At 73.5% G+C, this 18,721-nt stretch carries 20 protein-coding genes; 5 read left to right on the top strand and 15 right to left on the bottom strand.

Annotated features, from left to right (window positions below; translation table 11 throughout):
* Positions 1 to 30: 30 nt before the first annotated feature.
* The 4 genes from ACFVS9_RS07420 to ACFVS9_RS07405 all read right to left on the bottom strand — a co-directional run bounded on the left by ACFVS9_RS07420 (position 31) and on the right by ACFVS9_RS07405 (position 4,156).
* Positions 31 to 1,122 (bottom strand): CU044_5270 family protein, encoded by a 1,092-nt coding sequence (locus tag ACFVS9_RS07420; RefSeq protein WP_389930787.1) that lies wholly within the window; start codon positions 1,120 to 1,122, stop codon positions 31 to 33.
* Entirely contained in the window at positions 1,119 to 1,787 is a 669-nt protein-coding gene (locus ACFVS9_RS07415; protein ID WP_383113536.1) for an RNA polymerase sigma factor, read from the bottom strand. The genes ACFVS9_RS07420 and ACFVS9_RS07415 overlap by 4 nt, the downstream gene beginning before the upstream one ends.
* A 621-nt stretch (positions 1,788 to 2,408) precedes the next feature.
* Entirely contained in the window at positions 2,409 to 3,077 is a 669-nt protein-coding gene (locus ACFVS9_RS07410; protein WP_389930785.1) for a histidine phosphatase family protein, read from the bottom strand.
* 89 nt (positions 3,078 to 3,166) lie between these two features.
* Entirely contained in the window at positions 3,167 to 4,156 is a 990-nt protein-coding gene (locus tag ACFVS9_RS07405) for a WD40 repeat domain-containing protein (RefSeq protein WP_389930783.1), read from the bottom strand.
* Here ACFVS9_RS07405 and ACFVS9_RS07400 point away from each other — a divergent pair.
* Positions 4,155 to 4,913: a GDSL-type esterase/lipase family protein gene (locus tag ACFVS9_RS07400; RefSeq protein WP_389930781.1), complete on the top strand. Its 759-nt coding sequence runs from the start codon at positions 4,155 to 4,157 to the stop codon at positions 4,911 to 4,913. The genes ACFVS9_RS07405 and ACFVS9_RS07400 overlap by 2 nt on opposite strands.
* A gap of 21 nt (positions 4,914 to 4,934) precedes the next feature.
* Here ACFVS9_RS07400 and ACFVS9_RS07395 read toward each other — a convergent pair whose 3' ends face one another.
* Complete coding sequence (locus ACFVS9_RS07395; protein ID WP_389930780.1) at positions 4,935 to 6,149, bottom strand: SUKH-4 family immunity protein; 1,215 nt, start codon at positions 6,147 to 6,149, stop codon at positions 4,935 to 4,937.
* A gap of 171 nt (positions 6,150 to 6,320) precedes the next feature.
* Between ACFVS9_RS07395 and ACFVS9_RS07390 the strand changes: the two genes are divergently transcribed.
* Positions 6,321 to 7,286 (top strand): endonuclease/exonuclease/phosphatase family protein, encoded by a 966-nt coding sequence (locus tag ACFVS9_RS07390; protein ID WP_389930778.1) that lies wholly within the window; start codon positions 6,321 to 6,323, stop codon positions 7,284 to 7,286.
* Between the two features lie 114 nt (positions 7,287 to 7,400).
* Here the strand turns inward: ACFVS9_RS07390 and ACFVS9_RS07385 are convergent, their stop codons facing one another.
* From ACFVS9_RS07385 to ACFVS9_RS07370, 4 genes are all read right to left on the bottom strand, one after another.
* Positions 7,401 to 8,042: a TetR/AcrR family transcriptional regulator gene (locus ACFVS9_RS07385; RefSeq protein ID WP_383113542.1), complete on the bottom strand. Its 642-nt coding sequence runs from the start codon at positions 8,040 to 8,042 to the stop codon at positions 7,401 to 7,403.
* 277 nt (positions 8,043 to 8,319) lie between these two features.
* Positions 8,320 to 8,760: an arsenate reductase ArsC gene (locus ACFVS9_RS07380; protein WP_383113543.1), complete on the bottom strand. Its 441-nt coding sequence runs from the start codon at positions 8,758 to 8,760 to the stop codon at positions 8,320 to 8,322.
* Entirely contained in the window at positions 8,753 to 9,868 is a 1,116-nt protein-coding gene (gene arsB / locus ACFVS9_RS07375) for an ACR3 family arsenite efflux transporter (protein ID WP_383113544.1), read from the bottom strand. Before arsB ends, ACFVS9_RS07380 begins: the two co-directional genes overlap by 8 nt.
* Complete coding sequence (locus ACFVS9_RS07370) at positions 9,865 to 10,236, bottom strand: ArsR/SmtB family transcription factor (RefSeq protein ID WP_389930775.1); 372 nt, start codon at positions 10,234 to 10,236, stop codon at positions 9,865 to 9,867. The genes arsB and ACFVS9_RS07370 overlap by 4 nt, the downstream gene beginning before the upstream one ends.
* A gap of 102 nt (positions 10,237 to 10,338) precedes the next feature.
* Here ACFVS9_RS07370 and ACFVS9_RS07365 point away from each other — a divergent pair, with 102 nt between their 5' ends.
* A complete protein-coding gene (locus ACFVS9_RS07365) occupies positions 10,339 to 10,755 on the top strand; it encodes an ArsI/CadI family heavy metal resistance metalloenzyme (RefSeq protein WP_383113546.1) in 417 nt (138 codons plus the stop codon).
* A gap of 88 nt (positions 10,756 to 10,843) precedes the next feature.
* On the opposite strand, the gene ACFVS9_RS07360 is transcribed toward ACFVS9_RS07365, so the two are convergent.
* Both ACFVS9_RS07360 and ACFVS9_RS07355 read right to left on the bottom strand, forming a co-directional pair.
* A complete protein-coding gene (locus ACFVS9_RS07360; RefSeq protein ID WP_389930773.1) occupies positions 10,844 to 11,764 on the bottom strand; it encodes a DUF4429 domain-containing protein in 921 nt (306 codons plus the stop codon).
* Between the two features lie 103 nt (positions 11,765 to 11,867).
* Positions 11,868 to 12,896 (bottom strand): aldo/keto reductase, encoded by a 1,029-nt coding sequence (locus tag ACFVS9_RS07355; RefSeq protein ID WP_383113548.1) that lies wholly within the window; start codon positions 12,894 to 12,896, stop codon positions 11,868 to 11,870.
* A gap of 110 nt (positions 12,897 to 13,006) precedes the next feature.
* Here ACFVS9_RS07355 and ACFVS9_RS07350 point away from each other — a divergent pair, with 110 nt between their 5' ends.
* Positions 13,007 to 13,615 carry a TetR/AcrR family transcriptional regulator gene (locus ACFVS9_RS07350; protein WP_383113549.1) on the top strand — a complete coding sequence of 203 codons (609 nt, stop codon included), beginning with the start codon at positions 13,007 to 13,009 and terminating at the stop codon, positions 13,613 to 13,615.
* Here ACFVS9_RS07350 and ACFVS9_RS07345 read toward each other — a convergent pair.
* The 4 genes from ACFVS9_RS07345 to ACFVS9_RS07330 form a co-directional block, all read right to left on the bottom strand.
* Positions 13,600 to 14,613: a hypothetical protein gene (locus tag ACFVS9_RS07345; protein ID WP_383113550.1), complete on the bottom strand. Its 1,014-nt coding sequence runs from the start codon at positions 14,611 to 14,613 to the stop codon at positions 13,600 to 13,602. The two genes, ACFVS9_RS07350 and ACFVS9_RS07345, sit on opposite strands and share 16 nt — an antisense overlap.
* Positions 14,614 to 14,786: 173 nt before the next feature.
* Positions 14,787 to 15,200 (bottom strand): hypothetical protein, encoded by a 414-nt coding sequence (locus tag ACFVS9_RS07340; RefSeq protein ID WP_383113551.1) that lies wholly within the window; start codon positions 15,198 to 15,200, stop codon positions 14,787 to 14,789.
* Between the two features lie 706 nt (positions 15,201 to 15,906).
* The gene (locus ACFVS9_RS07335) at positions 15,907 to 17,247 is read right to left on the bottom strand and encodes an FtsX-like permease family protein (protein WP_389930770.1); all 1,341 of its coding nucleotides are present in this window, start codon (positions 17,245 to 17,247) and stop codon (positions 15,907 to 15,909) included.
* 3 nt (positions 17,248 to 17,250) lie between these two features.
* Complete coding sequence (locus tag ACFVS9_RS07330; protein ID WP_389930829.1) at positions 17,251 to 18,054, bottom strand: ABC transporter ATP-binding protein; 804 nt, start codon at positions 18,052 to 18,054, stop codon at positions 17,251 to 17,253.
* 169 nt (positions 18,055 to 18,223) lie between these two features.
* Between ACFVS9_RS07330 and ACFVS9_RS07325 the strand changes: the two genes are divergently transcribed.
* Positions 18,224 to 18,502, top strand: a complete 279-nt coding sequence (locus ACFVS9_RS07325) for a metal-sensitive transcriptional regulator (RefSeq protein WP_383113553.1) — start codon at positions 18,224 to 18,226, stop codon at positions 18,500 to 18,502.
* Positions 18,503 to 18,721 lie beyond the last annotated feature (219 nt).

The following is an 18,721-nucleotide window of genomic DNA, read 5'->3' as shown; positions in this document are numbered from 1 at the left end:
GGCCCGGCACCGGCGGGATCCCCTCCGGGATCAGGCCGTCGTCGACGGCTTCCCGGCCGACGGCCTGTCACGGAGGGCGTTCACGACCCCGCGCTCCAGGACCGCCGACTCACCGATCAGGGTGCCCTTCCGGCCCATCTCGGTGTCCCTGACGAGGTAGCTCCGTTCGCCCAGGTACTCCAGGGTGGCCGAGTCGAAGATCCAGGCGGTGCGCCAGCCGGCCGCGGTGTTGTCGCGGGCCACGCCGGTGCCGTGCCGGCCGGCCGCGTCCACCGCGTCGGGGTCCACGATCACGCCGGGGATCTTCGCCGCGGCGCGGTAGAGGGCGGCCGCCGTCCTCGGCGGCATCAACGTCTCCCGCAGCAGCTCACCGATGGTGTCGAAGGTGTCCTGGGCCTGGTCCCGCTCCTCGGCCGGGGTGTCGCGTGCGTCCTGGTCCCGGGTGATCTCGGTGCCGATCCGCCGGAGCAGGGCGTCGGGGTCGGTGGGCAGGGAGGCCAGCCACGTGTACGTCGGCCGGTTGAGGCCCGCCGGGTAGCCGACGGCGGGTTCACCGTCCGGGACCCCGACGGTGAGGGGGATGTACGAGCCGTCCTCGTGGATCAGGCCCTCATCGACCACCGGCCCCGTCGTCTGCGCCGTCCAGACCTCACGCTCATGGGGTTCGGTCAGCTTCACCGGACCGCCGAACTCACCCTCGTTCCCCGCCTGAAGTGTCTTGACGTAGACGAACTGCCCGTCGGCGACCTGCTGTTCGTCGCTCTTCGAGGCGACCGAGGCGATCCGGTCCAGCAGCACGGCCGCGCCCCGCGAGGCCGCGGCCCCGGAGCTGGTGCCTGCGGCGGCCGGTACCGGGGCGTGGTCCTGGCCCGTCACGGCGAGCGTGGTCAGCAGCACCCCGCCGAGGGCCAGTCCGGCGGCGGGGAGCAGGACCGCGGGGCGCAGGAGGCGGGGCCGGGGGCGGGCGGTGGCGCGGTCGCCGTCCTGGTCGATCAGACGCATCAGGGTGTCCTTGTGGTGGAGGTGACGGCCAGGGGGCAGGTCCCGTTCGGCCGGGGCCGGCAACAGCCGGGCCAGTTCCTCGCGTTCGGCCCGCTCGGGGCCGGAGGTACGGTCGTTCATCGGGCTTCCTCCTGGATGGGCAGGGCCACGAACGCGGCCCTGCTCCCTACCTCTCCGCGGCGGGGGCGGGGTTCCGTTCCGGACCGGACCTCGTCCCCGGGCCCCGCCTCCCACGGGGACCCGTCCGGTGTCCGGCGGAGCTGCTCGTCGGTGAGCCGTCGCAGCCGGCCGCGGGCACGGGACAGCCGCGACCGCACGGTGCCCACCGGAAGGCCGAGGGCCTCGGCGGCCTCGGCGTAGTCCAGCCCGGACCAGACGCAGAGGACCAGCACCTCGCGTTCCTGGCGGCGGAGTCCGCCCAGCGCCTGGCGGACCGCGGCGAGCCGCCGTGTGTCGTCGACGTGTCCGGCCGCGGCGTCCGCGATGTCCGGCACCGGTTCGGGGGCGGGGCGGCGGGCCAGGAAGGCCAGGCGTCGCCCCGTACCCCGGTTCGCGTTGCGCGCCCTGTTCGTGGCGATCCCGAGCAGCCACGGCCGCAGCGGGCCGCCCTCCGGCTCGACGGCGTGCCGGGTCCGCCAGGCGGCCAGGAAGGTCTCGGAGAGGACCTCCTCGGCCGTGGACCAGTCGCCCGTCAGCCGGTAGGCGTGGTTGTAGACCGCCCGCGCGTACTCCTCGTAGAGCGCGGCGAACGCCTCGCGGTCGCCCGCCCTGATCCGTGCGCGCATGCGTTCCGGGTCTCCCTGTTCATCACATCTCACACCCCCTACCTCTCCGGCCGGCCCGGGGGGTTCCGGTGACCCGCGCCACACCTCGGGGACACCGGCCTCGGTGCTGATGGGCTCGCGTATCCAACTGTCGCCGATCCACCATGGCATCCACCCTGTTCATGACCGTGTGTGGCCGCCGGAGGCGTGCTGGTTCCGGGCTCCGCCGAACTCTGGTGCGAAGCGGGATGTGAGGACGCGGTGCGCGATGGCAGACAGGGGTGGCGACGGAGGCGGATGTCCCAGGGCCCGCTTTCGGATCGCTGCGGTGCGGCCGGCGGTCCTGGGGGACGGCGAGACCGTCGATCGACGTGGAGAGCGCGAAGGGATGCAGCGGCTGACCGGCCCGCCGACCGGGAGACAGCCGGGGCTCAAGGAGGCGCAGACCGAAAGGCCTTCGGCCTGAGCCTTCTGCGCTTGCCGGAGGACGGATGACCCTCCCGAGGGTTACTTCACGTCGACGTGGTCCGCGGCGGAGGCGACCGCCGGGGTGGTGGACGTGCCTGCGAAGGAGTAACGGAAACAGCCGTCCGCCGTGGCCTTCGTCGTCGTCCTCAGGTTGCCCTCGCAGCGTCCTGCGTCCTAGCCGTCGGCGTCCTCGACCGCCTCGCCCGCGGGGCCGCTCGCCTCGGTGCCGCTGTCCTGCGCGCCGATCGCCCGGCCTTCCCAGTGGAGGACCCGCCAGCCCTGGCCGGGGGCACCCGTGAGGAGGACGACTCCGGTGTTCCGCAGCTCGTGCGCGGACGCGGAGCGGACGTCGACGTTGCCGGCGCGGGCCGCCGCCCACATGCGGATGGCGGCACCGTGGCTGACCATGGCCACGGTCCCGGCCCCGCTGTCGGCGGCCTCCTCGACGACGGCGTCGTAGCGCCGCAGCGCCTCCACCCCGTTCTCCCCGCCCGGCATGCGCAGCCCGGTGTCCCCGGCCGACCAGGCGAAGGCGGTGGTCATGTAGGTCTCGACGGCCTCGTCGTCGCCGCGCATCTCCAGGTCGCCCGCCGACAGCTCCCGGATTCCGTCCCGCACCCGGACGTCGAGCCCGGTCCGCGCCGCCAGCGGGGCGGCGGTGAGCTGGGTGCGCAGCAGGGTGGAGGCGTAGAGGGCGTCGATCCCCTCCCCCGCCAGCGCGTCCGGGAGGGCCGCCGCCTGTTCCTGGCCCAGCGGGGTCAGGCCCGGGCCGGGTACGGCGGTGTCCAGCAGCCGCTTGACGTTGGAAGGGGTCTGACCGTGGCGGATGAGGAGAAGCCGCATGAAGGATCTGCCTCCGGGGTGTCAGGGGGACGGTCCTTCCACTGTGCCACCACGGGCCCGTTCGCCTCACGCCCGGGAGAGCGCCCGGGCTACTTCCGGCGGCGCCTGGCGGCGACCAGGGCCAGCACGACGACGGCGCCGGCCACGACGCCGCCCGTCGCGGTGGTCTTCGCCGAGTCGCCGTCGTCCCCGGACGAGGTGCCGCCGCCCCCGCCGCCGGGGGAGGGGGCCTTGCTCCCGTCCCCGCTGCCGCCGCCCTCCACCTCGACGCGCACCACCTCGCTGTACTTCCCCTCGGAGCCGAACATCAGGGCCGAGCCGTCCGCCGTGTACGTCACCGACTCGGACTGGCCCTGGAACGGCGCCCTGATCGCGTGGTCGGCGCCGAGCCTGCCGTTCTCGAAGGCGTAGCCCCGGGCGCTGAAGTACGAGCGCAGCACGAGGTTCCTGCCGTCCGGCGAGAACGCCCCGTCGGTCACCCACGGCACCTCGCCCACCCGCCGGAAGACGTTGTTCCCGCCCGTCGTCAGCTTCGGCGGGCCCTCGTAGAGCCCGCCGCCGTCCTCGTTCTTCGAGGCGATGTACACCCGTCCCGTCACGGGGTGGACCATCAGCGCCTCGGCGTTGCGGGCGCCGTCCGCGTACGTCACGTCGAACTGCGTGGCCCGTACGGTGGCGTCGGCGAGCTTCTCGGGCTCCGGGAAGCGGTAGATCCAGACGTGGTCCCAGGTTCCGTCGAGGTTGTCGCCGATGTCACCGACGTACAGGTTGCCGTCGGGTCCGAGCGAGATGGCCTCGACGTCGCGGGGCTCCCCGACGCCCGTCATGGTGATGGTGGCGACGGTCTTCCCGGTCCTGGAGTCGATGCCGTAGACGTAGGGCCCGTCGTCGCTGTCGTTGTGCGTCCAGTAGATCCCCGGGTGGATCCGGCTGGCCGCGAGACCGCTGGACTCGGTGATCCGGGGGTCCTCGATCGTGAAGGTGCGGTCCGCTCCGTCCCCGTCGTCCGCGACGGCGGGCACCGCCCCCGTGAGGAACAGGAGGGCAGCGGCGGCGGAGACGGTCAGCAGCGATCTCATGGGACAAGTGTCCACCGTCACGTCGCAGCCCGGAGCGGTGATCGGCCATGATGGCGCCATGCGTTTCCTCTTCGTCGGCGATTCCATGACCATCGGGCGTCGCGGCGACTTCACCTGGCGCTACCGGATGTGGCAGCACCTCGAAGCGACCCTCGGCGACGGCGGGTACGCCATCACGGGCCCGCGCACCGAGCTGTACGACACCGAGGCGGACGCCCCGCTCTCCCACGCGTACGGCGACGCGGCCTTCCCCGCGTCCGCCCGCCGTCATCTGGCGGGCTGGGGCGAGGGCTGGCTCCACATGGCCCCCGTCATCGCGGACGCGGTCACGGCGGCCCGCGCCGACGTCCTGCTGGTCTCGCTCGGCCTGATAGACCTCGGCTTCTACACGAACAGCGCGCAGACGGCGGAGAACGTACGGGCGTTCGTCACGGCGGCCCGCACCGCGAACCCCCGGGTCCGGCTGGTGCTGCTCCCGGTCATACCGAACGTCAGGGCGGAGTCCGACGCGCCCTTCGCCGGCGAGTGCGACCGCTTCAACGCCCTGCTCGCGGAGGCGGCGGCCGACCTGGACACGCCCTCGTCCCCGGTGCTGCTGGCCGGGCACCCCGTGGGGTACGACATCCACACGGACACCTACGACGGCACGCACCCCGGGCCGACCGGCGAGCACAAGCTGGCCGGAGCCTTCGCGGACGCGATGCACCGGGCCTGGGGTGTCGGCGGCCCGTACGCGGGAGCGCTGGCGACGGCCTGACCGCCGCCGCGTGGCGGAAGGTCAGAGCACGGCGCCCGCCTCGTCGTGGAACACCTCGGGCCAGTACCGGAAGTCACCGGGTCCGGCCGTGGGGAGGCAGGCGACCGGGTCGGCGGTGGCGAGCACGGCGACCATCGTGTCGGCGACCTCGTGGTAGAACTCCCCCAGGCTGCCCGCCAGTCCGAACTCCGCCTGGAGCTTCTGCTGCCGGCTGTGCATCCAGACCGTGAACGCCAGGGTCGACACGTCGGCGTTGACCGGGGTCACCGTCCCGGCGTCGCCGAGGACGTGGTGCACCAGGCCCGTACGGCCGTCGATCACGGCGTCGAAGTCGTGCATCAGACCGCCGATGACCAGCAGGTGGTCCGAACCCTCCGGCAGCGGCGCGGCACTCCGGGGGTGTTCCGGGTGCGCCCGGGTCGCCGCGCGGAGCGCGGTCAGGGTCCTGAGGATGTCCTCGGGCTCGTCCAGCCAGAGCATCAGGCCGTGCCGGGGGAGCCCGACCTCGGTGAGGAAGCGCCGGGTCGGCCCGTGTTCCAGCACCGCGGGCAGGTCCGCCGGGGCGATCCGGACGACCTCGTCCGCGCCGAACTCCTCCTCGATGAAGTCCGGTGGCAGATCGAGGCGCAGTCCCCTGCCCGGTGCGGCGATGAGGGCCATGGGGCGGAACAGCGCGGCCATCCGCCAGACCGACGGCACCTCGCCCTTCCACTCCACGTCCCCCCAGCCGTCCTCGCCCCAGTCCTCGTCCGTGAAGACGGAGAGCAGGAGCGCCGAGGCCTCGGCGACGACGTGCGCCCCCGTCCGGCCCTTCAGATGCGCGAACCGTCCTTCCAGCGACGTGAGTTCGTCGACGGCCGCCAGGAAGCGGGCGAGGGAGCCGAGCGAGGGGGCAAGCGGAGTGAGCCGGGCGTACTCCGGGGCGTAGCCGCGCAGGCTGAAGACGCGGCCCGTCCCGCCGTCGACGACGACCGCCTGTGCCTCGCTCCCTTCGGCCAGCAGGTGTCCGACGACGACGGTGGCCCCCGTACGCGGATCGAGGCGGCCGGGTCCGTGCCGCTCCCCCACGAGGTGGGCGGCGGTGACCATGCGTGAGCCGGGGAGGTGGGGGAACCGCATGATCGCGTGGGCGCCCGGAAGCACCCCGTCGACGAGCGCCCGTCGCGTCGCCGGGTGCGTGATGGCCGGGTGGATGGACTCCTCCGGTATCGCGCCGCCTGTCCCCGTCCCCGTCATGACACAGCCCCAAAACACGTCGTCCGTCGCGGTCCTGCCGATGTTTTCCACCGTAGGGGCGGTCACTGACAACCACGGTGCGCGCGGGCGGCGTGGAACCGCGCCGGGGCGCCCGGCGTTCTTCCCGGTGCGGGGGCTCACGGGGAGACGCCCGGGCGGGAGTGCGGGCGAGTGACGAGCGAGCGGGACGGACGGGCGCCGGGCCGGGGCTGGAGCTGGAGGCGGGGCCGGGTCGTCGCCCTGCTCTGCCTCCTGGTGGCCGTGCTGCTGGTCTTTCCCGGCCTGGTCCCCAACACCCCGGGCCGTGCGGGCAGTCTGCTGGAGACCTTCCTCCCCTGGCTCGGGCTGTGCGTCCCGGTCCTGCTGGTCCTGGCGGTGCTGCGCCGCTCGTTCCTGGCGACGGCGGCGCTGCTGCTGCCCGTGGTCGCCTGGTCCGTCCTGTTCGGGAGCCTGCTGTTCTCCGGCGGCCGGGCGGGGGACGGCGGGTTCACGGTGGTCCAGCACAACATCAGCGACGAGAACCCCGATCCGGGCGGCACCGCGCGGGCGCTGGCCGGGGCCGGCGCGGACCTCATAGCCGTGGAGGAGCTGACCGCTCCGGCGCTGCCCGCCTTCGAGGCGGCCCTGGCCGCGGACTACCCCCACCACGCCACGAGGGGCACGGTCGGACTCTGGTCGAAGCACCCGCTCACCGCCGTGCGCCTGGTGGACATCAGGCCGCAGGACGTCGGGGCGGGCTGGGACCGGGGGCTCCGGGCGACGGCGCGGACACCGCGGGGCGACGTCGCCGTGTACGTCGCCCACCTGCCGTCGATCCGGATCGGCCCCACGACCGGGCTCACGTCCGCCCGCCGCGACGAGAGCGCCGCCCTCCTGGGCAAGGAGCTCGCGGCGGAGCCCCTGGACCGGGTGATCCTCCTCGGCGACCTCAACAGCACGCTGGACGACCGCGGTCTGGAGCCGGTGACCTCGCTGATGGGCCCCCCGGGACCGGGGTTCGCGTTCAGCTGGCCGGCCGCGTTCCCGGTGGCCAGGATCGACCAGGTCCTGACCCGGTCGGCGACGGTCGTCCGCGTCCGGACCCTGCCCGCGACGGGCAGCGACCACCTGCCCGTGGCGGCCGACATCAGGCTGTGAGGACGGCGGCCGCGCCCCCGGGCGGATGCCCAGGCGCCGCGGCCACCGGGAACCGCGGGTGCCGGCGTCACCCGGCGGGTACGGGCGCCCGGGTGAACGGCCCCCCGGCCCCGCTCAGACCACCATCTCCACTCCGAGCATCGCAAGCCCCAGCTTGGTCAGCTCCTCCGACACCTCGTCGGGCCGGGCCCTGCGCGGTCGGCGGGCGTGGTGGGCCATGAGTTCGTGGACCGTGCCCACCATGACCATCACCACGACCCGGTGGTCCCGCTCCTCCACCTCGCCCCGCACCGCGGCGCGTTCGGCCTCACCGGTCAGGAAGTCGGCCCACAGGTCGCGCCACCGCTTGCAGTGGGCGTCCACCGCCGGGCTCACGCCCAGCACCTCGACGAACGTCACCCGCGCCTCGCGCAGGTCGCGGGTCACCGCGACCACGTACGCGTCGAAGAGCCGCCGGAAGCGCTGCCCCACCGGGCAGTCGTCCATCCCCTCGGAGAGCAGGGCGACTTCGGCCGCCCGCAGCCCCGCGGTCGTGATCTGGTTGTGCAGGGCCATCAGCAGGCCCTCCCGGGAGCCGAACTCCTCCCAGAACACCTCCTCCGGCACCCCGGCCATCGCGCACAGGTCCTGCTCCGTCGTCCGCGCGTAGCCGTACACCCCGAACATCTCCAGGCCGGCGTCGAGGAGTTGCCCACGGGCCCGCGCACGCGCACCGTCGACCGCGCCGGTCACTTGGTCCACCGGGACATCCACCACGGGTCCTCCTTGGTCTGCCACAAACCCCGTTCGCACGGCCGCGGTTGGGCGGACCGTGTGGGCCGGAGAACGTCGGGCGCCTCTGGATGGCGCGTGCGCCATTGTCGGGGCCGGCCACGCCGTACGCGGCCCACGCCGCGCCGCCGGGCCCACAGTCCGCCAGGACCGGTGACTCCTCGCACAGGTGTACAGAAATCGCCTGCTCAGCGGCCGGTGGCACCCGGGCGCGGCGCATGCCCCTCACGCACGGCGGTGGTGGCCCGGAACGCTTCCACGGTCACGCGGTCGCGACGCCCAGTTCCGCGAGCAGGGCGCGGACCCGTCGCTCGATCTCGTCGCGGATCGGCCTGACCGCGTCACGTCCCTGTCCGGCCGGGTCGTCGAGCCGCCAGTCGAGATACCGCTTGCCGGGAAAGACGGGGCAGGTGTCACCGCACCCCATGGTGATCACCACGTCGGACGCCCGCACGGCGTCGGCCGTGAGGATCTTCGGGGTGCTGCGGGACATGTCGACACCGGCCTCCGCCATCACCTCGACGGCCGCGGGGTTCACGGCGTCGGCCGGTGCGGAGCCCGCCGAGCGGACCTCCACGGCGTCCCCCGCGAGGTGGGCGAGGAAGGCGGCGGCCATCTGCGAGCGTCCGGCGTTGTGCACGCACACGAACAGCACGGACGGCCGGGCCTCAAGGGCCCCTTCGGACGGGGCGTGCTCAGACACGGGCGGATCCTTCCGGGGTGGCGGCAGGCCCGTCCGCGGGGACGGCGGGCCGGGGGAACCAGCGGCGGGCGGCGAGGGCCACACGCACCAGGCCGATCAGGACGGGGACCTCGATGAGCGGGCCGACGACCCCGGCGAGCGCCTGCCCCGAGGCGGCGCCGAAGGTGCCGATCGCGACCGCGATGGCCAGCTCGAAGTTGTTGCCCGCCGCGGTGAACGCCAGCGTCGTCGCCTTGGCGTGCCCCAGTCCCACCGCGCGCCCGACCGCCATGGACCCGGCCCACATGACGGCGAAGTAGACCAGCAGCGGCAGGGCGATCCGGGCGACGTCGAGCGGCTCGGAGGTGACGGCCTCGCCCTGGAGGGCGAAGAGCACGACGATCGTGAACAGCAGCCCGTACAGGGCGAACGGGCCGATCCTGGGGAGGAGCCTCGTCTCGTACCACGTGCGGCCCCTGGCCTTCTCGCCGAGCTTGCGGGTGAGGAACCCGGCCAGGAGAGGGACGCCGAGGAAGATCAGCACCGAGCGGGCGATCTCCCCCACCGGGACGTCCAGGGCGGTCTGTTCCAGGCCCAGCCATCCCGGCAGCACGGAGAGGTAGAACCAGCCGAGCAGGCCGAACGCGACCACCTGGAAGACCGAGTTGAGCGCGACCAGGACGGCGGCGGCCTCGCGGTCACCGCACGCGAGGTCGTTCCAGATGATGACCATGGCGATGCAGCGGGCGAGGCCGACGATGATCAGCCCCGTGCGGTACTCGGGCAGGTCGGGCAGGAAGAGCCAGGCGAGGGCGAACATCAGGGCCGGCCCGGCGATCCAGTTGAGGACCAGGGACGGGACGAGCAGGCGCCGGTCGCGGGTGACGCTGTCCAGCCGGTCGTAGCGGACCTTCGCGAGGACCGGGTACATCATCACGAGCAGGCCCAGGGCGATCGGCAGCGAGACCCCCGTGACGGTGACCCCGGCGAGCGCGTCGCCGAGGCCCGGCACCAGCCGTCCGAGACCCAGCCCGGCGGCCATGGCGATCAGGATCCAGACGGCGAGGAACCGGTCCAGGAACGTCATCCGCGCGCCGACCGGGCCCGAAGGGGCGGGAGGGGCACTCATCGGGCGGCCCCGGCGGGGCGGGTGAGGACCGCGGCCATGCGGTCGGTCGTCTCCGGCAGCAGCCGGTAGTACACCCAGGTCCCCCGCCGCTCCGAGTCGATGAGCCCGGCCTGCTTGAGCAGCTTCAGGTGGTGCGAGATCGTCGGCTGGGACAGGTCGAAGGCCGGGGTGAGGTCGCAGACGCAGACCTCACCGCCCGCCCGTGAGGCGATCATCGAGAGCAGCCGCAGCCGGACCGGGTCACCCAGGGCCTTGAAGACCTTCGCCAGCGCCTCCGCCTGGTCCTCCTCCAGCGGGGCGGCCAGCAGGGTGGGGCAGCAGCCGTCGGCGCCGTCCTGGCCGAGCACCACGAACTCTTGTTTAGACATGCTTCTATGTTGACGTTCTTCGATCCAGGACGCAAGCTTGAATCGAAAGACATCAATACAGCGATCGGTACCCGATCGCGCCAGCATGACGAGGAGACGGTCATGTCCCGTGCCCAGCTCGCGCTCAACGTCGCCGACCTCGAAGCGTCGGTGGCCTTCTACTCCCGGCTCTTCGGCGTGGAGCCCGCCAAGCGCCGCCCCGGCTACGCCAATTTCGCGATCACCGACCCGCCGCTCAAGCTGGTGCTGATCGAGGGCGAGCCCGGCCAGGAGACCCGCCTGGACCATCTCGGCGTCGAGGTCGGAAGCACCGACGAGGTCACGGCGGCCACCGCCCGGCTCCGGGACGCGGGGCTCGCGGCCTTCGAGGAGAACGACACGTCGTGCTGCTACGCGCTCCAGGACAAGGTGTGGGTGCACGGCCCCGGCAGGGAGCCGTGGGAGGTGTACGTCGTCAAGGCCGACGCCGGGCAGATGGGCGGAAGCCCCGCCCTGGAGCGGGACGCCTGCTGCGGCTGAACCGCCTCCCCCGGTCCCGCCGACGGCCCCGGCGCGCGTGAGGGGAGCCGCCTGCCGTGCCGCGTCGCGGAGGGCTTCGGACACTCCCTCAGAAGCGCTTCAGGACAGCCCTTTTGGCGAGGTCGAACTCCTCGTCGGTCAGGACGCCGGCCGCGTGCAGCTCGCCCAGTTCGCGGAGCCTCCGCAGCAGCACGTCGTGGTCGTCGGCGGGCGAAGCGGGTTCGGCGGCGGGCGGCCCGGGTTCGGTGACGGGCGGCAGGGCGGGGGCCGGCTCGGGGGCGGCTTCGAGGACCGGGGCGGGCGCGGCGGGCTCGGCGGACGACGGCAGGCGGACGAGCACGGCGGCGGCCACCAGGACCGCCGTGTACTCCCGCTTCGACAGGCCCCACAGATCCAGTGAGTACGGGTCGAATTCGGCCGTCATGGTCTGGACGATGCCCCTGCGGTCGAATCGCAGGGAGCCGTTCTCCAGGCCGATCGCCGGCATCCAGCGCACCCCGGTCACCTCCGACAGCGGGAAGGCGCTGTCACCGCCCGAGGTCTTGGACTCCTCGGCCTTCCAGTTCCAGGTGAGGCGGACCGTCTCCCCGTCGAAGGACGCCGTACCGTCCCCGCCCCCGCCCGACACCGGCACCGACGGGCCCGGCAGCAGGAAGCGGTCCACCGGCCCATCGGGCACCTGCTCGATCAGCAGGGTGTTGCGTATCTCGTGGACGAGGTACTCCGCCACGCCCGTACGGTCCTTGTCGACCAGGAGCTGGTACGGGTCGGCGGCGTCCTTCAGCCGCCCGTCCGCGGCCCGCAGGACCGGGCAGGCCCCGCTGCGCAGCCGCAGTCGCAGCCTGCCGCCCTTGCGGTCCGGCTCGTACGAGGCGCCCGCCACCGCCTCCAGGGGTACGGAGAACTCGCCGAGGCCCTGGCGCACCGGGTGCGCCTTGCTGCCGGGCACGATGCGCACCGCGTCCCCGTCGAAGCTCCACGTGCCGTCGCGCGAGATGATGTCCGCCATACGGCGAATTCTGCCAGCCGCACCACCCCGCGCGGCCGGCGTCCGGCCACGACCGGCTCCCGGGGTGCCGGAACGGCCCGCTCCGCCACCCCGGGCCGCCGGATCAGGCGGCCGAGCGCTCCTCGGGCCGGCGGCGGCGCAGCCGCGCCAGCTCGACGGCCGGCGCGTGGTATGCCATGTCGAGCGCCCCGACGTCGGTGCCCGGGGCCACGACGGCGTCGATCCGGTCCAGGGTCTCGTCGTCCAGTTCGACCTCCGCACCCGCGAGGAGGTCGTCGAGGTGGGCCATCGTGCGCGGGCCGATGATCGCGGAGCTGACGGCGGGGTGGGCGATGGCGAAGGCCGCCGCCATGTGCGTCAGCGGCATCCCCGCGTCCTCGGCGACCAGGATCAGCTGCTCGACCGCGTCCAGCCTGCGCTCGTCGCTCATGTGCGCGAAGCCGAAGCCGGCCCGGTGCGTGTCGGCCGTACGGCCCTTGCGGTAACGGCCGGTGAGCAGCCCGCCCGCGAGCGGGCTCCAGACCAGTGCGCCCATGCCGTAGCGCTCGCAGACGGGCAGCACCTCGCGCTCGATCCCCCGGTTGAGGATCGAGTACGGCGGCTGCTCGGTGCGGAACCGCTCCAGGCCGCGCCGCTCAGCGACCCACTGCGCCTCGACGATGCCGGAGGCGGGGAAGGTGGAGGACCCGATGCTCCGGACCTTCCCGGCGCGCACGAGGTCGGTGAGCGCGGAGAGCGTCTCCTCCACGTCGGTGTCCGGGTCGGGCCGGTGGATCTGGAACAGGTCGACGTGGTCGGTCCCCAGCCTGCGGAGGGAGTCCTCCAGCGCGCGGACCAGCCAGCGCCGGGAGTTGCCCCGCCGGTTGGGGTCGTCCCCCATCGGGAGATGGGCCTTGGTGGCCAGCACGACGTCGTCCCGGCGCCCCCGGAGCGCCTTCCCGACGATCTCCTCGGACTCGCCGCGCGAGTAGGCGTCCGCGGTGTCGACGAAGTTGACGCCCGCGTCGAGCGCCTTGTGGATGATCCTCACCGACTCGTCGTGGTCGGGATTGCCCATGGCGCCGAACATCATCGCGCCCAGGCAGTAGGGGCTGACCTTGATGCCGGTCCGGCCCAGCGTGCGGTATTTCATGAAGCTCCTCGCTCCGTGGTGGACGCCCTGCACGGACGTTAGACTAAAAACGGAACAACGTTCAGATTCGACAATACGGAACAGCGTTCCGTTTAGCAAGGGAAGCCATCGTGCGCGACGACACGTCCCGGGAAGCCGACGCCGCCACCGGGGGGCAGCCCCCGAAGCGGGTGCGCGCCGACGTGCTGCGCAACACCGACGCGCTGCTCACGGCGGCCGCGGAGGTGTTCCTCACCTCGGGTGTGGACGCACCCGTACGCCAGATCACCGCGAAGGCGGGCGTGGGGGCGGGCACCCTCTACCGGCACTTCCCGCAGCGCGCCGACCTGATCGCCGCGGTCTTCCGCCACGAGGTCGACGCCTGCGCCGACGCCGCTCCCGTCCTCGCCGCGGAGCACGGACCGGCGGAGGCGCTCACCCGGTGGCTCCAGCGCCTGGCGCTCTTCTTCGCCACGAAGCGCGGCCTGAGCGCCGCCCTGCATTCGGGGGACTCCGCGTACGACAGCCTGCCGTCCTACTTCGAGCAGCGCTTCATGCCCGCGCTCACGCTGCTCGTCCGGACGGCGGCGGAGGCCGGCGAGATCCGGTCCGACGTCGACCCCGAGGACCTGCTGATAGCCACGCGCAACCTGACCCTGCCCGCGGCCGAGGACGGCAGCGGCCACACGCGCCGGATGATCGCCCTCCTCGTCGACGGACTCCGCTACCAGGCGGACTGAACCGCCCCGGCGCCCTCGGGCTGCCCGAGCTTCGCGAAGCGCTCCCGCCACGGCAGCACACCGGGCCCGGCCTCCGCCGGGGCCTGCCGCGCCTCCCAGCGTTCCCGCGCCGCCCGCCTGCGGCAGGGGCCGCACTCGGTCTCGTCGGCGACCGGCCGGAAGACGTGCGGATCCCCCTCCGGCCCGGCGGCCGTGCACGTCACCAGCTCCGGGACCCGGGCGGGCGCCGCACCGGACGGCGGTGCCGCCGCGCCGGACAGCTCCGGCGGCATGCCGTGCACCAGCCTGAACCGCAGGAACCCGGCCGCCGACCGCACCCCGTCGCCGGGCAGTTCGCTGGTCAGCACGCGCCGCAGCTCACCCGCCGACACCCCGCGCAGCAGCCAGCGGGCGGCGAGCTCAGCGAGCCCCCTCGCCTCCTTCGCCCCGAGGTACAGCTCGCGCCGCACATGACGCAGCGACAGCAACACCCGCTCCCCTTCGGCCACTTCCGCGCTCCGGCACCCGTCGGTCCCGGCGCCGCCGTCCGGTCCCGCCACGGGCTGGGCTTCGGAGGGTGGGTGGGAGCAGTTCTTCTCCCGTTCTTCGTCCACCGGTAGTTGACGGCCGACCACCCGACCGGCTGGTCCACCGACCGTCGGTTTCGGGACACCCGGTGACTCCCCGGCCCCGCCCCGGCGCAGCGCGGCGGCCTCCTCGGGGGTGAGGGGCACGTTGGACAGCAGCTGCACCGTCACCCAGCGCCCGCGCTCACCCTGATCGCGCCACTCATGGACGTAACCGTGCGCGACCAGCAGTTCCTTGGACTTCTGGTACGCCCGCCCCGTGATGCCCAGCCTGCGCGCGTGCTCGCTGAGCGGCCGGGCCGCCTGCTCTTCGGGGAGCCCCTGCACGGCCAGGAGCAGAATCTTCGCGTCGCTGGTCAGCCGCGCGTGGCGTACGACGTCGTGCGAAGCCTTCGTGAAGCGCCGGGAGGGCGCGATAGCATGCCGAAGCATCTCGGTGGACTCCTGGTTCCACTCGTGGGTGAAGGCCCTCGGGCTGGTGTTGGTAGCACCCCCGGGGGCCGCCCGCGCGCTCCATGCGCACGGAACGTGATGACGCGATTACGGTACCGCACCCCCGCAGGCCTCCGTTCCGCATATGCCCGGTTCCGCGATCACGGGTCAACTCAGCCCGTCAGCACGGTCACCGCCACCTCGTGCAGCAGCTTCACGTCGACGAACGGCGCCTCCCCGGTGGGCCGCGAGCGCCAGTCCAGCGGCCACGTCCTGCCCTCCAGTGCCGGGATCCCGACGAACGCGTCGCACCGCAGGTCCCGTCCTATCAGCCGCGCCCCGGCCGGCCACCGGTACGCGGCGGCGCTCTGCGGCGGCAGCAGGAAGTACGTACTGCGGTCACCGACCCCCGAGCGCACGATCGGGCCGGCGACGAAGTCGGTGAACTGCATCAGTTCGTAAGCCACTTGTTCGCCGGCCACCCCGATGACGCGCACGGCGTCGAAGTGGACCCCGACATGCCGGAGGGCGTGCCCGGCCGCCGGCACCCAGCAGGGCACCGGGTCCAGTGAACTTCTTTCATCCATGAGCCAAGCGTGCCGACGAACGCCCGACGTGACCAGCATCACAGGCCGACTGTGCACGGTTGTGTACTTCGGGGGTGGAGTTGCGCACTCCGGTGAACCCGGAAGTGGTAACGCGGAGATGTCCGCAGCCGGTCCGACCTCGGCACCTGCTCCACGGAACGCCCACAACACCCCACGGCAGTACGGGCGTTCACCAGTCGTCCGTGTGCGGACGGCCGGCTCCGACGGGAGCGTCACCGCCTGGAGCGCGCTCACCCGGGAGGGGCCCGGGGCGTGGAGCTCACCGGTCGCCGCCCACGGTCCGGCGGCCTCCGCGAGGAAGGCGGGCGCAGCCGACGCGAGGACGTCGCGCAGGGCGTCGGACACGCTCCCGGCGAACGCGCTCTCGGCGGCCGGGGGCGGGAGCAGCTTCCCGGAGCGGGGGCGGCGGGTGGCTTCGCCGTGGGCGCAGCCGGTCAGGTGCGCCTCCGGACGGGCTGTCACCACCCGGCGACCGGCCTCGCGGCGTCGTGTCGCTGAAGGGGTTCGACCCGGTCGCGCCTCGGTCACACGGGGGTCCGGCAGCAGGCGGATGCGCGACGGGGCCGGCGTACGGGAAGCGCCGACGAGCACGGGCAGCGGGAACGTGCGGCGGTGTGACGGGCTCCCGCGCCCGAGCCCCCGCGGTCGGGGGCCGCGGGGGCTCGGGAGGCGTCGGTCGCATGTGTCACGCGGCGACGGCGACCGCGTCGATCGCCGGTGTCCGCAGCGCGCGGCGCGCGGTGCCCAGGCTCGTGACGAGGGTGACCGCGGTGGCGACGCCCAGGACGGCCAGCCAGGTACCCGGCCCCTGGTCGGGCAGGACGTGGCCGGTGCGGACCATCGTGAAGGGGATGATCCCCGCGACCCCCGCGACGGTGCCCAGCACGAGGCCGGTCAGCGTGAGGATCACCGACTCCCGGGCCACCACGCCCAGGACCTGGCCGGGTGTCGCCCCGGCGAGACGCTGCTGGCCGAACTCACGGCTCCGGTGCGACGTCGCTGCGTACAGGGTGTTGACGAGCATGATGCAGGAGAAGGCGACGATGATCCCGACGACGACCAGGTTCAGGGTCTCCACGTTCTTGTCGTCGATGCTCCGGCCCGGGCCCGACGCCTCGACCCAGGCGCTCTCCACCCCCTGGATGTAGAGCGTGGCGGTGGCCACCCCGGTGAAGATGATCATCGGCATGAGCACCCCGGCCGACTCCGCCCCGCGTCGGCGCAGATTGCGGGCGCTCAGGTGTCCGCCCGCACCGCCGAACGCGGCGAGAGGGGCCCGGAGCAGGTCCAGGAGACGGCCCAGCAGCGACGGGGCGAGCACGGCGAAGCCGACGGACAGCAGGATGGCGCCGTACGCGGGGAACGCCATCAGCGTCTGGGCGGAGCTGTCGACGGCGTACGTGCTCAGGACGCCTCCGGTGCCCGCCACCAGCGCGGCGCATCCCGCCGGCGTGCGGGCGCGGTGGCCCCTGGGGTGGCGGGCCACGGCGGCGGACCGGGTGGCGCGGCGTACGGCGAGGAACGCGGCGCCGACGGAGGCGAGGACCGCGATGCCGAAGCCCGACCCGAGTGCCCGCACACCGAAGGCCGGTTCGACCGTGGCGGCGACCTGGCCGCTGTCCCGGAACAGGTCCAGCAGCACCCGGCCGCCCAGTACGGCGGGTCCGACGGCGAGGACCGCGCCTGCCAGCGCCACCACCGCGGACTCCCCGACGACCATGCGCGAGATCTGGGCGGGAGTGGCTCCGGTGCAGCGCAGCAGGTGGATCTCCTCGGCGCGCTGGCGTACGGCGACGGTGAGGGTGGAGGCGATGGCGAAGAAGACGAGGAGGGAGCCGTATCCGCCGACGACGCTCGCGGCGATGGTCATGGTGTCCGCGCTGGCCCCGTCGACCCCGGGGGCCGCCGCCGTGTCGTGCAGGGAACCGAACGTCATGATGATCACGGCCCCGAGGAACGCCGAGAGCAGGGTGGCGAGGAAGCGCCCGGGTCGCTTGCGGATCGAGCGCACGGCCAGGAAGAGCATCGCTCACACCTCCGTCAGGGGGCTGTCGGCCGCCCGGCGTCCGGCCGGGCGGTCCCCGAGGCGGGTCATGCGCTCGGCGACGGCCACGGCGGTGGGCGCGGCGAGGTGTCCCGCCAGCCGCCCGTCCGCGAGGAAGAGGACCGAGTCGGCGTAGGAGGCGGCCACCGGGTCGTGGGTGACGAGGACGACGGTGCTGCCGTGCAGGCGGACGGTCTCCCTCAGCAGGCGCAGCACCTCGCGTGCGCTGCGCGTGTCCAGGGCTCCGGTGGGCTCGTCGGCGAAGATCAGGCCCGGCCTGGTGACCAGGGCGCGGGCGATGGCGACGCGCTGGCGCTGTCCGCCGGAGAGCTCCTCCGGGAGATGACCGAGCCGCCCTCCGAGCCCCACCTGGGCGAGGACCGCGCGGACGTTCTCCCGGTCGGCCTTCCGGCCGGCGAGCCGCAGCGGCAGCGCGGTGTTCTCCTCGACGGTCAGGGTGGGCAGCAGGTTGTACTGCTGGAAGACGAAGCCGATCCGGTCCCGCCGGAACCTGGTGAGCGCCGCTTCGCCGACACCTCCCATCTCCTCGCCGCCCACGAGGATCTGCCCCTGGTCGGGGCGGTCCAGGCCCGCCGCGCACTGGAGCAGCGTGGACTTCCCTGAACCCGAGGGGCCCATGACCGCGGTGAAGCTCCCGGCCGGCAGGCTCAGCGTCACCCCGTCCAGGGCGGTCACGGCGCCGTCCCCCGTCCCGTACACCTTGCTCACCGAAACCAGCCGCAGCGCCTCGCCGCTCCGTCCGGTGGGCCGCCGCTCACGGTCGGACATGGTCCTCACCCCCTGCTCGCCGGACGCGCTCTGCGCCACGTCCATGACGCTACGGACGCGGAGCGGCGGGCACATTGGGCGTACGCACCGGGTGCCGGGTGGCGCCGGGTACACCCCGCACGGGGGCCTAACATACCCAGGGGGGTATGTAGCGAACGTAGGAGGAACCGTGCGACTCGACATGGCGGCCGACGAGCTGAAGTCCGTCCTGAACCGGCTGCGCCGGGCCCAGGGACAGATCTCCGGGGTCATCAGGATGATCGAGGAGGGCCGGGACTGCGAGGAGATCGTGACGCAACTGGCCGCCGCGTCACGAGCCCTGGACCGGGCGGGGTTCTCCGTCATCGCGGCGGGACTCGAACAGTGCCTGGCCGAGGAGGGGCAGTCCCCCGCCGACAAGGACCGGATGCGCGCCCGTCTGGAGAAGTTGTTCCTCTCCCTGGCGTGAGCCCGGTGCCCGGCACGCGGGCGTCCTCGGGGGCGTCCCGGGGCGCGTGTGCGCCGGGTGGTGGCCGAAGGGAACGACTTTCGTCGTCGGGAGCCGCGACGAACGGCCCAGGCGGCCGGCGGCTCCGGCGCCCTACCGTGGCGGCGTGACTCGTGCGGACTCCATGACCTCCCCAGCGCCGGCCCCCGCGACACCGGCGGTGCGCCCTCCGAGGGCCTT

The organism is Streptomyces sp. NPDC058008 (assembly GCF_042886395.1).
In the GTDB taxonomy this organism is placed as follows: domain Bacteria; phylum Actinomycetota; class Actinomycetes; order Streptomycetales; family Streptomycetaceae; genus Streptomyces.
The sequence above is the reverse complement of the archived record's forward strand: the minus strand, read 5'-3'. Positions and strand labels throughout refer to the sequence as shown.